The sequence below is a fragment of the Acinetobacter shaoyimingii genome, from assembly GCF_011578045.1.
GTDB lineage: Bacteria > Pseudomonadota > Gammaproteobacteria > Pseudomonadales > Moraxellaceae > Acinetobacter > Acinetobacter shaoyimingii.
Genome location: NZ_CP049801.1, coordinates 3,096,285 through 3,109,324, shown reverse-complemented (window position 1 = coordinate 3,109,324; position 13,040 = coordinate 3,096,285). Strand labels below are relative to the sequence as shown.

Below are 13,040 nucleotides of genomic sequence, written 5' to 3'. Positions count from 1 at the left end.
AACAATGACTTTAATTTAAACTTAACAATTCACATAAAAAAATTACTTAAATTCACATAATATAATCAATGTTCTTTATTAAGATTCTGATTTATAAATATAAATATTTTTTTAAATCACCTTAATTTATGTTCTTATTTCATGTAAAAAAATTAAATTTTCATTAATATCGATTTAAAATTGTTTTTGTTTTATAAATTATTATGCTGAAAATACCCATTTAACATCAATTTAATATATTTAGATCTTAATAGTGGGTAAGGATATTTCAACTAACTTAATGAGGTTTGAGTTCATTATTCTTTTAATTACATAGTCATAATAAAAAACCCGCTCTAAAGCGGGTTTTTTTAATGTTTAATAATTAGTGCTGTAACACCGAAATATCAGCCACTTTGGTAAACAAGTCACGAAGCTGAGCAAGTAAACGTAAACGGTTTGCTTTCAGTTCAGCATCATCTGCCATGACCATCACGCCTTCAAAGAAGGCATCGACTGGTGCACGTAAAGCAGCAAGCTTAGACAAGGCAGCAGTGTAGTCTTTTGCAGCAAATAACGGCTCAACTTCAGGCGTGATTTTCGCAAGTTCAGCGAATAATGCTTTCTCAGCATCTTCAACCAAGTTTGCTTCAACTACATCACCTGTAGGCTCAGCTTCTTTTGCTAAGATATTCGCAACACGCTTATTCGCAGCAGCAAGCGCAGCAGCTTCAGGCAATGCACGGAAGTGATTCACCGCATTTACACGCTTGTCAAAATCAAGCGGAGATTTTGGTGACAACGCTTGAACCGCTTGAATCACATCAACCGCAACGCCCTGGTCTTCGTATTTGGCACGGTAACGACCTTCTAAGAATGCAACAGCATCGTTTAAAGTCTTGTCGTGGTCTTTCAATACATCGCCGTACGCAGCAAGTGCAAGCTTAATAAGGTCTTCAATCGACACATCAAGCTCATTTTCAGTCACAAGACGTAAAATACCAATGGCAGAACGACGTAGTGCAAACGGGTCTTTAGAACCTGTAGGCGCTTGACCAATACCAAAAATACCTGTGAGTGTGTCTAAACGGTCGGCAAGGGCAATGGTTGTACCTGTTTTGGTTTTCGGTAAAACATCACCTGCGAATTTAGGTAAATATTGCTCACCTAAAGACTCAGCAACTTCATCATTTTCGCCTTCAAGACGTGCGTAGTAAGTTCCTGCAATACCTTGAAGTTCTGGGAATTCACCCACAAGCTCAGAGGTTAAGTCACATTTCGCAAGAAGAGCAGCTTTTTCAGCATCTTCTGCTTTTGCACCTGTAATTGGCGCTAAAGCAACAGCCAATTTTGCAATACGTGTCGATTTGTCCCAAAGCGTACCGAGTTCTGCTTGGAAGACCATGTTTGCCAATTTCTCTTTACGAGAAGCAAGTGGTTGTTTTTGGTCTTGTAAGAAGAAGAATTCAGCATCCGACAAACGTGGACGAACCACTTTCTCGTTACCTTCAATAATTTGTGTCGGATCTTTCGACTCAATGTTTGACACCGTAATGAAGTAAGGTTGAAGTTTGTTATCGCTATTCACTAAACAGAAGTACTTTTGGTTGTCCTGCATGGTGGTGATGAGTGCTTCTTGAGGAACAGCAAGGAAGCGTTCTTCAAAGCTTGCACGAAGCGCAACAGGCCATTCAACAAGCGCAGTCACTTCGTCACGAAGGTCACTTGGAACAATCGCAATGGCATTCACTTCATCAGCCAACGCTTTTACTTGACCATCAATGATCGCTTGACGCTCTTCAAAGTTAGCAATTACATATGCTTGACGTAAGGCATCAAGATATTCATCAGGATGCTTAATTTCAACCATATCTGGATGATGGAAACGATGTCCTAAACTATATCGTCCAGTTACAAAACCTTGCTCAGTTTTAACACCTGAAGTTAAACCTTGAATGGTGGCAGGAAGCACTTCTGTATCTTTAAGTAATACCATCCATTTTACAGGACGTACAAATTCATTACGGCTTGCCGCAGAACGCATACGTTTTGCAATTGGAAGGTTGTCCAAAGCATTTTGTAAAATTTGTGGTAAAAGCACGTCAAGGCTTTGACCTTTCACGTCTTTTAAGTAGCACACTTTCTCAACTTTACCTGCTTGGAAAGTTGAGATTTGATCTACAGTGATACCTTGACCACGCATAAAGCCTTCTAAAGCTTTAGTTGGTTTACCTTCCGCATCAAACGCTGCTTGTTTTGCAGGGCCATCGAAACGTTTTTGAGTGTCTGCTTGCGCACCATCAACGTTTACGATTTTAAGCGCAAGACGACGAGGTGCTGCATACGCTTCGATTGAGTCGAATGCAAGACCTGCATCTTTTAAGCCTTTTTCAGTTTCAACTTTTAAAGCATCACGTAATTTTTTTAAGCTTTTTGGCGGAAGTTCTTCACAGCCTAATTCGAACAATACTGTATGTTTAGACATTATTTGCTCTCCTTAGATTCAACTTTTGCTTCCGCTTCAACTTGTGCTTTTAACTGTGCTAAAACTTCATCACGTAAAGCTGGTTCTGCCATAGGGAAACCAAGTTTCGCACGAGCAGCCACGTAACTTTGTGCAATCGAACGTGCCAAAGTACGTACACGTAAAATGTAACGTTGACGTTCAGTTACCGAGATTGCACCACGTGCATCTAACAAGTTAAAGCTGTGTGAAGCTTTGATCACTTGCTCATAAGCAGGCAGTGGAAGCTCAGCTTCAATTAATCGAGTCGCTTCAGCTTCGTAGAAGTCGAAGAGTTCAAACATTTTGTCGACTGGTGCATATTCAAAGTTATACGTTGATTGTTCGACTTCATTTTGATGGAACACATCGCCATAAGTCACAGTACCGAATTGACCTTTGGTCCAAACCAAATCGTAAACTGAGTCTACACCTTGCAAGTACATTGCAAGACGTTCAAGACCGTAAGTGATTTCACCTGTCACTGGGTAGCATTCAACACCGCCCACTTGTTGGAAGTAAGTGAACTGAGTCACTTCCATACCGTTGAGCCAAACTTCCCAACCTAATCCCCAAGCACCCAGTGTTGGAGATTCCCAGTTGTCTTCTACGAAACGAATGTCGTGTACCAACGGATCAATACCAATCGCTTTAAGCGAGTCAAGGTACAACTGTTGAATGTTGTCTGGGTTTGGCTTAAGCACGACTTGGAATTGGTAGTAGTGTTGCAAACGGTTTGGGTTTTCGCCATAACGACCATCTTTCGGACGACGTGATGGTTGAACGTAAGCGGCATTCCAAGTTTCTGGACCAAGCGCACGTAGGAATGTTGCAGTGTGGAATGTCCCTGCGCCCATTTCCATGTCGTATGGTTGCAATACGACGCAACCTTGTTCAGCCCAGTAGTTTTGTAAGGCAAGAATTAAGCCTTGGAAGGTATCAATATGCGATATGGCGCGACTCATGGTCATCCACTTAAAATTAGAAAAAAATTGGCTCTAAGTATAAGGATTTTACAGAGGAGTGGCAAAGCCTCTACTTAGTTTTTATCGTTTAATTTAAGATTTGAAAAATGAAAAAAATGTAGCGCGCTAAGGAAACCTAGTACATTTAGAACACTAAAGATATAGAGTGGAGGGAAATAGATTAAGTCTGATTGTGTATTTGAACTTGTGACTAAAAATGCGTACAAATAATACAAAGCCGTGATGAGTGTAGTAACGATAAGGATTGTAAGGGGATTGAAGCTATCGTGCTTTATCAGTTTTAGGCAAATTATATAAAATATCGGGCAGCAAATTAAAATATAGATCACGATAAAGACGCTAAAAATGCTTGCGAAGCTCATAAGTGCTTGTAGAACACTTGCTTCATAAAAAAATTCCTTATAGAAATAAATCAGAAATATTAAATATGGTATTGGTGCTATTAGGAGGGTAGAACCCAATTGAAATGTAGTGATTTTAAAATTTTTCATTTAAAATAAAATGGTTAAGATGTATTTTGGGCTAATGGTATTTGTAAATTATTATGAAGAATCATTCAATATGAAACGCTTCGCTGAAACCTAGGGGAATTCGTTGGAGAGAATTCTTCAATAGTTTCAGCAGTGTTTACATTGCTCAAGTTAAGTTGTTTGATATTTTTTTTGCTTTTAATTTAGGTATAAGTGAAGCTATCGACCAAAAAAGTAGAGCGAGAATACAACTAATAATCAACATGGAGATTGAAAAAACATTATGCCAAATAATTGAACCAACATATTCAAATATAGGATCGCTACGATGAATATTCTTGAGAATCGTCATAAAAAAGTAGATGAGTGCTAATGTGATATGCGCTCCTAGCCACATGAAAGGAAATATAAAAAGATTTTTGGTTATGAGTATATTGCATAATTTGAGTAGAGCAGGAAAAAGAATGATGAAATAGATTCCAGCAAATGTACCCACAATTTGTAAAATATCTAACTCAAAAGAGCCTCTCAGTAGGAAATACAGCATAAATAATGAAATTGGAATTAATGGGCTAATAATTAATGCTAATTTGGGTTGAAATTTAATTGTTGAATGTATTTTTTTCATATCGAATAGCTTATAAATTTTATTAGGTGAATCTAATTTTATATTTATTTATTGTCGAGTAAAAGTGTATAAAAATAACAAAATAAAAACTGTTACAATCTTCGAAAATGTATAAAATATAAAAAAAATTAACTAAGAATGCTATGAATTACAAAAAATATTATGCTTTGGTTCTATTTGCTTTTGTCATTTTTTATATTGGTAGTTACGTAAAGAACAACTCGAATTATCTCTTAGCGACTTATCATTATAAGACTCAAGAACTGAAAGGTGATGAGCTAAACCGTTATGCTGCCTTACTGTATTATAAGAATATTCATGACAGTTTTAAGGATAGACACCTAGCTGAGGATGATCAACCCTCAAAAAAAGAGTTAGAAATTGAAAAGTTGTTTAAAAAATCTGCTCAGCAAGGAAGTCCTTTAGCAAAATTAAATTTAGCAAGACTTTATCAATATAAGCATAACCCTGAATTATACCCTGAAATTTTTAGACTACTGAAAGAATCTGCTGAGCTTGGTAATGCTGATGCGCAGTTTAGACTTGGTGAATATTATCATTCAGGATTAGGTACAGAAACAGATTATCAAAAAGCTAAATATTGGTATGAAAAGGCTGTAGAGCAGGGCAATCCAGCTGCTATGAATAATATAGGTGTGTTGTACCAGCGAGGGCTAGGTGTAGAGAAAAATGGGAAAGTTTCTACGGAATGGTATGTGAAATCAGCAAATTTAGGATATTCAAATGCCTTAGAGAATATGTTTCAAAATTATTATCATGGTTTAAATGGATTGCCTAAAGACGAAGAAGAAGCCATGAAATGGAGAGAGAAGTGCTATTTCAGAACAGATGAAATTCCTATTCAGCCAGTATTTGACTCTAAGTTGGCTGTTAAAGAGACTTATCCCAATACGTGTTTATAGTTGTATTGAGGTAGCTTCGAAGTAAAATCCGAATTTCAAATAAGTCGTTTTCTTTAGGCGCATTCATCATTAGTTCATCCAATAATTAAATGATGATGAAAATTACAATACGCATCTGTTTTCCAGTTGCAGTGTATGTCTCGATTGATCATAGCATTGACGTTTGGGTGCTGAGGAAAGTCAGGATGTTTTAAATGTAGTTGTTGTCTTAAATAAATTAAATGGCTCCCTTTTTCAGGCCAGCCTCCATTGGTGTCATATCCCATAATTTTATTACCTTGCTTGACTTCAAATTGGATCAAGGGGATTAGGCATTCGCACAGACCTAAACTTTCTAAATGGTCTTCATATTTAATTTTTCTCATAATGTTTTATTAATTTTACTAGTCTTATCTCTGATTATTTTAACTGTTTTTGCTGTCTGTAAGTATGTTCTTTATCTGTATGATAATGAGTATTACACCATCCATCGGTTTCTAAAGTGTTAACTTTATCATATTTCAAACTTTTCTAATTTCATTACACACTTGTTGGAAAACTAATCTGATATCTTATTGTTGTTATGTTATAACATAACAACAATCAAATCGATAAAGTTGATTGAACCCTTTTTTTGCTGTAAGCACAACAACAAGAGTGAAATATGACATGAAAAAAAGACAACCGCTTTTGAGTATATTGATGGCAAGTATGGTATTGGTCGCATGTGGTGGTGATGGATCATCAGATTCATCTACATCAACACCATCTGAACCTAAGCCACAACCTGAACAAAGCTTAAATACAGAAGGACGATTGGTAATCGTAGATGACAACACTGATCGACCGAATTTAAACCTTTATGATTTAAAGCTTGAAAAGAGCATTCATAACATCCAACTGAAACAAGCTGTGTCTGGATTGTATAGCAGTCCAGATTATCGCTATGCCGTGCTGATGGAGCGTGATCAGGGGGTAGTGAGTTTCTACGATTCAGGATTAAGTCTAAACAACGGTATAGTGGCTGAACAAACTCCACAACTTCTAAATTATCAATTGTTCGGTGCAAAACCGACGCATTACCGTTCATTCAATGGACAATCTGCCATTTTCTATGATGGTGATGACCAGCAAGGTTCAAAGTTCGATGTGTTTAAGGATGCAGATATTACAAAGAAGCTTGTAGCTAGCCAAAAGTTACCGCTAGCGCATCATGGCGTAGCAGAACCGCGCGGAGAAATGGTGTTAAGTACCTATTTACCTGTCGGTGCGACCAAGCTGAGTCTAGTGAAAAGCTACCAGTTGCATGGTGATCATTTTCATGAAGAGCAAACTTTAGTCAATGAATGCCCTAGTTTGCATGGCGCATCGTCCATTCAACGTTATACCGCATTTGGTTGTGAAGATGGTGTATTACTGGTGGAACAACAGGGGCAAAAATTTGTCGATTTTAAACTCCCATTGAATGTACGCATTGGTACGGTATTGGGTAATGTCAATGCTCCAAATTTAGTAGGTATTGCATCAACCACACCTGACTTATTTGTTATCGACGCTACGCAAAAATCAGTTCGCCAATTGAAATGGTCTGAGCAACCCGATGTTCAGCGTTTGAAACAAGTCTATAGCGCCACAGGTCAATATTTTGTGCTCTTAGATGGCTCAGGTACTTTACACATTTTTGATGCAAAAACTTGGCAAGAGAAGTCTCATCCTCAAGTTCTTAAGATTAATTCAGTACAATTGGCGAAGTCTCAATTGATTGCACATGGTCAGCTTGATGAAGTGTTCTTAAGTGATCCAGAAAATAAAGAAATTTTAAAAATTGATTTGGCTACAGGAGAAGTTAAACAGCGGATTCAACTGAATAGTGTTCCTGCTCAAATCACCTGGTTAGGTGTCAATAAAGCAAAATAATGAAAAGAAAAAAGCACGCTTTAGCGTGCTTTTTAGAAGTTGGTTTCAATAATGTTGTTAGATAAAGAACCAGTAGACAAATAGAGAGACCAAGAAAATACACATGATGTTCAGCACAAATCCGACCTTCATCATTTCAGACTGTTGAATATGTCCTGTACCAAATACAATCGCATTTGGAGGAGTTGCAACTGGTAACATGAATGCACAAGATGCACCAATACCAATGACAATCACCAAGATTTCCTTCGGCATTCCCATCTGATCGGCAATAGCAGCAAACACAGGCACTAAAAGTGCAGCAGATGCAGTATTACTGGTAAATTCAGTCAGGAAGATAATAAAGGTCGCAACAACAAAAATGATCACCAATGGAGAGGCATCTCCAAAAGTATTTGCCAAAGTCTGACCGAGGACTAAAGAAGTACCTGAATCTTTGAGTACTGCGCTTAAAGTTAATCCACCACCAAACAAATAAAGTACACCCCAGTCGGTGTTTTCAGATACTTGTTTCCACGTTGCTGTGCCTAGTACAACCACGAGACAGGCAGCAAGCACGGCAATCCAAGTATCAGGTTGGCTGATGTTCAATAACTCAGTTAATTTTTTACTTAAAATCCATGCTAAAGCGGTAGACAAGAACAGAGCCATAGTTGCAATACGGGTGCGTGTCCAAGGAATATTTTCCGTGACAAATTCAACTTTGTGATTGAGCTTTGGACGTAATACCAAATAAAGACTAATCAGCATTGCAGGCAGAATGATCAGCATCATCGGAAGTCCGATTTTCATCCAGTCGGCAAAATCGTAACCAAGTGCTTTGGCTGCAATAGCATTCGGAGGAGAGCCTACAACTGTACCTAGACCACCAATACTGGCTGAATATGCAATACCAAGCAGAATAAACACAAAAGTTTTACGTTCACGTGTAACATCCAAATGTGCCAATAAACCTAAAGCCAGAGGCAACATCATGGCTGCTGTTGCAGTATTGGAAATCCACATCGACAGCAAAGCAGTGACAATAAAAATCGCCAGTACAGAGATACCCAAATGACCGCCAGACATAGAAATAATCCACATGGCAATTTTCTTATCAAGCTTTTGAATATGCAATGCTGTGGCTAAAGCAAAGCCGCCAAAGAATAGGAAGATTGTTGGATCTGCAAATGTAGTCAGGGCTGCTTGTGTGGTGATAGGGACGAGTTCATCACCCTTGGCCATCGGCATACCGATTAACACTGCCAGAACTGGAACTAAAAGTGCGGTAATAGTGATGTGAATTGCCTCGGTTAACCACAAGATGCCAATAAAACAGAGCAGCGCAAGCCCTTTATTGGCATTGAGATCATATGGCAACACGTGAAACAAACCGTATGATATAAGCGCAGCAATGACAATGATGATCCAACCTTTTGCAATACCCTTCGGCATGGCATTTGTCGTGGTAGCTAAATTTTCATTCATAAATATTCCTTTATGACATTTTTATTTTGAACCGTTTTAAATCTTCAAATGATTTTGATGTATACAGTTTAAGAAAATTGACTATTTTAAGAGCGAATGCGTATATTGCAATAAATTTGCACTTTGCCACAATGCATGTAGACCTAAAAGGAAAAGTAATACAAAAATTAAAACACGGAAATGCTGTTGAGATAAATGTACTTGAAGTTTTTGTCCTGTCCATACACCCAATAAAGCAAATATCGCGATCAGCAAAATTAAAACATGTTGATGGGTATTTAAATTCATTAAAATTGGGAAAAGCATGATCAGTTGAATCAGTTTCCCAGCCATAAAGTTTAAATTGCTAACGATAATAATATCTTTCTTTGGGAGTTGACTGCTGAGCAAATATATCATTAAAAATGGCGCCATAGCATTGGTTGCACCACCAACAATTCCTGCCAAAAAACCAAATATAATCATATTGATTGTCGATGTTTTGACTTGCCAAGGTTGTCGTCGAAACTGATCGAGTACATACAAAATAAGTATGGTACCCATGAATAATTTTAAATAACCTTCATTCAGCCAAAGTAAAAGACGAACACCCAAGAAGCTACCCAGAATACTGCTGGAAATAATCGGGTAATAGCTGCGGCCATAATATGCGATGCTTTGGATGATGGAGCGTTGTGGATCGGCATTCAGTAAAAACAAATTCAGCACAAGGCAGGGGAGAATTACAAATGCAACAGATTGGCTTAAACTGTATTGCGTAGACAATGCGGCGGTACTCATCATTGGAAAACCGAAACCACTTAGACCATGTAATAATGCAGCAAATACACAGATGAAAATCGCAATCCATTCAGTTTTCAGCATATTGCATAGTCCTTGTAAATTTTATTATTCCGAATCGTATAACTGATATAAAGCCGATTAGTTGAACTGACAATCATAAATGAATCAGATTTCTCTGGTTAAGTTTTATATCATTCTTCAAAACATACATACCATGCATGAGGTTTTATTCGTGTCACAGTTTTCTTCTCAATGGCTCAATACCCTCAAACCTAATTTTAAAGTACTTCCGTTTAAAGAAAGATTATTGTGTGGCATCGGTGCTTTATTAGGATTGGCACTTTCATCCCTAATCAGCTGGTGGGTATTGGGTGATTTGAATGCATGGTATATCGCTCCGATGGGGGCCTCATCGGTTTTGCTATTCGCCGTTCCTGCAAGCCCTCTGGCACAGCCTTGGAATATCGTAGTCGGCAATAGTATCGCTGCGATGATTGGGGTTACATGTGCATTGTATATGCCCAATTTAACCGAAGCATTTAGTGTGGCTGTAGCATTGTCTATTATTCTGATGATGAGCACAGATTCCTTACATCCACCGAGTGGGGCAGTAGCGATTACAGCGGTCTTGGGTGGCCATTCAGTACACGAACTCGGTTACCAGTTTGTGATTTACCCAGTACTCCTCAATTCAGTTTTATTATTAGCCATTGCGATTATTTATAATCGCTTGTTGGGTAAGGATTACCCTCAAGTTGCGCAAGTCAATACACGAACTACAGATCCAACTCCCACACAAAGAGTCACGATTCAGCCTCAAGATATTCAAGATGTACTTGAGCAACAAACTGAACTTTTAGATGTCAGTGAATACGACATACAAAAACTGATATTAGCCGTGCAAGAAAAGGTTAATGCACGAGCCAATGTTCCTTTCACATGCCAAGAGATCATGAGTAAAGATGTGATTCGGTTAAAGCAGACCGATGATATTCAAGTTGCGCTCAATGTCTTTAAACACATGAATTTAATGAGCTTGCCTGTGGTTAATGAGCAAGATGAACTTGTGGGAACATTGGCTCTGTATAATGTGATGGAATGGTTGCAACGCTCGATTGATCTTAGAGGGAGTTGGGAAAATCAAGTGAAACACATTATGCAGCGACAGGTGGTGACAGTAAGACCCCAACAGCCGATACATGATCTGATTCCATATTTTGTTGAAAAGTCATTTAATTATATTCCTGTGGTAGAAGGGGCGTGCTTGGTAGGAATGGTGAGTCGTTCAGATATGATTGCTGTGTTAAATCAGCACATTATTTATTTAGAGAATAAAAAGCATTAACAATATACGATTTAAATTCAATGAATTGAGAATTGCGTCAAAGAAACCCATTGCATATGAATATTTAATCACTAAAATGCTCAGTATAAAATATGTTAACGCATGTATTGAAAAAGTGATTATTCACCATCTCATATAAACATGTGATTAAGGAAGCTGATCTATAAAACAAATGTTATTTCAGTCCTTTACTAAATTTTAAATACATAATTTAAAGACTTAGAGATTAAAATCATGAAACAGTTGTATAGAAAACTCATACCACTCTTGATTGTATTTTTCACGCAATTTTCTTTTGCTCATACAACTTCAGATAAAAGTGATCTTTATGATCAGTGCGTGGATCATACGCTACAAAAATTAAAGTTAGATAAGATCAATAACACCATTGTTCAATCATGCAGTAATGAGACCAAAGCGGTGTATGAAAAACAGATTATTACCGTTCTGGATAAAATTCGCCAAGAAAGTCAGCAAGAGAGCCAGCCTGATCGTTATTTGAATATTTTAAAATCTCAACGCTTATGGAAATCATATGTAGACAAAGAATGTGACAATGCTGGTACATTTATTGGTTCACCTATGTACTCATATTGTCCAATGCAAGAATATAGAAAGCGTGTGGATCAACTGCGTGAATATGTTGATTTATAATCAGGCGTTTTAAAAATGATTTAAAACCAAAATAAAAGTAAAATATTAAAAAAGCTACGATACTGAAATCCAGATCGTAGCTTTTTTTAAAGCTTTAAATGAATAAGTTCCAAGATGATCGAAGGTCTTTATTTTGGATTGACGGTGCGCATTGGATGATCATAATTCGATGATAATGGGTCGTCATTTAGTGCTTTCTTTGGCATGACAAGCCATAACACTAAATATACTAAAATACCTGGGAAAGCTGCGCTCATACAGGATACGACAACGAAAATAATACGTAATAAAGTCACGTTCCAACCAAAGCGTTCAGCAATACCACCCATTACCCCAGCAATCATATTACGGCGGTTCGAGCGATATAAACCAACATTGGCCATCTAGGTCTCCTTAAAACCAATTAGTGTGGACATACACTGAGTATTTAATTTATCTCAACTGTATGAATATTTTATGGAGATGCATTGAATATTTTTAAAGTGCTGGCAAAATAAATCACGTTATTTTATGTAACATCTTGAATTAATGTGATCTAGTTCACGAAATTGAAGTAAGAACATCGTGTATATTGGCAAAGAAACTCACTGGATTAAAACTTATTCCTCTTCTTCATTGACATGAGTGGAGTGACATCTCAGAGTGTGTATGATTGTGATGAGAGGATGTATAAATTGATCAAGACGATAAATTTAATTCTTCCAGATTGGAGGTTATCTTCTTTTTTAATCACACTATTGAGCACAGTACTTTTAATTTCATGCACACAACAATCTTCCATGGATGTCCTTGAAGAAGATCGTAAAAACCAAGAATATCAAAACCTTTCCTCATTGACTGTGCAAGAACAAGGTCAAAGGCTCAGTGATGCAGCCAGCAAATCCAGATCGAATCAAGCAAGCTCGAAGGGAAATGAGGAAGTTCCAACCATTTCAGAGTCTTTGAGACCTTTCGTAGGTCGATATCATACTGAAATTAGTTGTAATGATCCGATCGTCAATTGTACTCAAGGTGATGCTGAGTTTATTCTCAACTTGTTAGAAGATGGTACGGCACATCGGACTATTGTGCATTTAGGAAAGATTTCTACGACAACCAATGATTATTTTGATGATCACTGGACCTATGATGAATCCGAACAACAAATTATTATTCATCGTTCAAATGGCTTATTCTTTTTTTACAATTTAGATGCTGAAGACAATTTAATTTTTAATATTCCAAAGACCATCGATTTTAATGAATTAAACCGAGCTTATTTTGCAGAAGGTAATCCTATTCCTTTGCACAACTACACCTTACAAAAAGTGAAATGATCATTTGAGGGCATTGCTAGGAATCTTGCAGTGAATATCTGTAATCAGTTTCTAGGTTTTGTTTTGTCATCTGTCTTTGTTAGACATGCG

The 13,040-nt window shown here is 37.4% G+C and carries 11 protein-coding genes; 5 read left to right on the top strand and 6 right to left on the bottom strand.

Translation table 11 applies throughout. The features are described 5' to 3' along the window. Positions 1-364 precede the first annotated feature (364 nt). Together glyS and glyQ are read right to left on the bottom strand one after the other, a co-directional pair. Positions 365-2,464, bottom strand: coding sequence for a glycine--tRNA ligase subunit beta (gene glyS / locus G8E00_RS14070; protein ID WP_166225577.1), 2,100 nt, complete (start codon positions 2,462-2,464; stop codon positions 365-367). Beyond that, positions 2,464-3,447, bottom strand: a complete 984-nt coding sequence (gene glyQ, locus G8E00_RS14065) for a glycine--tRNA ligase subunit alpha (protein ID WP_166011077.1) — start codon at positions 3,445-3,447, stop codon at positions 2,464-2,466. The genes glyS and glyQ overlap by 1 nt, the downstream gene beginning before the upstream one ends. A 1,262-nt stretch (positions 3,448-4,709) precedes the next feature. On the opposite strand from glyQ, the gene G8E00_RS14060 reads away from it, so the two are divergent. Next, positions 4,710-5,489, top strand: a complete 780-nt coding sequence (locus G8E00_RS14060) for a tetratricopeptide repeat protein (RefSeq protein ID WP_166225574.1) — start codon at positions 4,710-4,712, stop codon at positions 5,487-5,489. 74 nt (positions 5,490-5,563) lie between these two features. Here G8E00_RS14060 and G8E00_RS14055 read toward each other — a convergent pair whose 3' ends face one another. After that, positions 5,564-5,854, bottom strand: coding sequence for a hypothetical protein (locus G8E00_RS14055; protein WP_166225571.1), 291 nt, complete (start codon positions 5,852-5,854; stop codon positions 5,564-5,566). A 283-nt stretch (positions 5,855-6,137) separates the two neighbouring features. On the opposite strand from G8E00_RS14055, the gene G8E00_RS14050 reads away from it, so the two are divergent. Beyond that, positions 6,138-7,385, top strand: coding sequence for a glutaminyl-peptide cyclotransferase (locus tag G8E00_RS14050; RefSeq protein ID WP_166225568.1), 1,248 nt, complete (start codon positions 6,138-6,140; stop codon positions 7,383-7,385). 57 nt (positions 7,386-7,442) lie between these two features. Here G8E00_RS14050 and G8E00_RS14045 read toward each other — a convergent pair whose 3' ends face one another. Both G8E00_RS14045 and G8E00_RS14040 read right to left on the bottom strand, forming a co-directional pair. Beyond that, positions 7,443-8,852 carry an SLC13 family permease gene (locus tag G8E00_RS14045; protein ID WP_166225565.1) on the bottom strand — a complete coding sequence of 470 codons (1,410 nt, stop codon included), beginning with the start codon at positions 8,850-8,852 and terminating at the stop codon, positions 7,443-7,445. An 81-nt stretch (positions 8,853-8,933) separates the two neighbouring features. Further along, complete coding sequence (locus G8E00_RS14040) at positions 8,934-9,716, bottom strand: sulfite exporter TauE/SafE family protein (RefSeq protein WP_166225562.1); 783 nt, start codon at positions 9,714-9,716, stop codon at positions 8,934-8,936. A gap of 151 nt (positions 9,717-9,867) precedes the next feature. Here G8E00_RS14040 and G8E00_RS14035 point away from each other — a divergent pair, with 151 nt between their 5' ends. After that, positions 9,868-10,980, top strand: coding sequence for an HPP family protein (locus G8E00_RS14035; RefSeq protein WP_406741441.1), 1,113 nt, complete (start codon positions 9,868-9,870; stop codon positions 10,978-10,980). 234 nt (positions 10,981-11,214) lie between these two features. Continuing rightward, positions 11,215-11,634, top strand: a complete 420-nt coding sequence (locus G8E00_RS14030) for a lysozyme inhibitor LprI family protein (RefSeq protein ID WP_166011061.1) — start codon at positions 11,215-11,217, stop codon at positions 11,632-11,634. A gap of 128 nt (positions 11,635-11,762) precedes the next feature. On the opposite strand, the gene G8E00_RS14025 is transcribed toward G8E00_RS14030, so the two are convergent. Beyond that, positions 11,763-12,017 carry a PspC domain-containing protein gene (locus tag G8E00_RS14025; protein WP_166011059.1) on the bottom strand — a complete coding sequence of 85 codons (255 nt, stop codon included), beginning with the start codon at positions 12,015-12,017 and terminating at the stop codon, positions 11,763-11,765. A gap of 291 nt (positions 12,018-12,308) precedes the next feature. Here G8E00_RS14025 and G8E00_RS14020 point away from each other — a divergent pair, with 291 nt between their 5' ends. Further along, positions 12,309-12,950, top strand: a complete 642-nt coding sequence (locus G8E00_RS14020) for a hypothetical protein (RefSeq protein WP_227591374.1) — start codon at positions 12,309-12,311, stop codon at positions 12,948-12,950. The last annotated feature ends 90 nt before the right edge of the window (positions 12,951-13,040 follow it).

Excerpts from the sequence above, each read along its gene's own strand:
- G8E00_RS14030 (WP_166011061.1), top strand. The coding sequence starts at position 11,215 with ATGAAACAGTTGTATAGAAAACTCATACCACTCTTGATTGTATTTTTC.
- glyS (WP_166225577.1), bottom strand. The coding sequence starts at position 2,464 with ATGTCTAAACATACAGTATTGTTCGAATTAGGCTGTGAAGAACTTCCG.
- G8E00_RS14040 (WP_166225562.1), bottom strand. The coding sequence starts at position 9,716 with ATGCTGAAAACTGAATGGATTGCGATTTTCATCTGTGTATTTGCTGCA.
- G8E00_RS14050 (WP_166225568.1), top strand. The coding sequence starts at position 6,138 with ATGAAAAAAAGACAACCGCTTTTGAGTATATTGATGGCAAGTATGGTA.
- G8E00_RS14045 (WP_166225565.1), bottom strand. The coding sequence starts at position 8,852 with ATGAATGAAAATTTAGCTACCACGACAAATGCCATGCCGAAGGGTATT.
- G8E00_RS14025 (WP_166011059.1), bottom strand. The coding sequence starts at position 12,017 with ATGGCCAATGTTGGTTTATATCGCTCGAACCGCCGTAATATGATTGCT.
- G8E00_RS14055 (WP_166225571.1), bottom strand. The coding sequence starts at position 5,854 with ATGAGAAAAATTAAATATGAAGACCATTTAGAAAGTTTAGGTCTGTGC.
- G8E00_RS14060 (WP_166225574.1), top strand. The coding sequence starts at position 4,710 with ATGAATTACAAAAAATATTATGCTTTGGTTCTATTTGCTTTTGTCATT.
- glyQ (WP_166011077.1), bottom strand. The coding sequence starts at position 3,447 with ATGAGTCGCGCCATATCGCATATTGATACCTTCCAAGGCTTAATTCTT.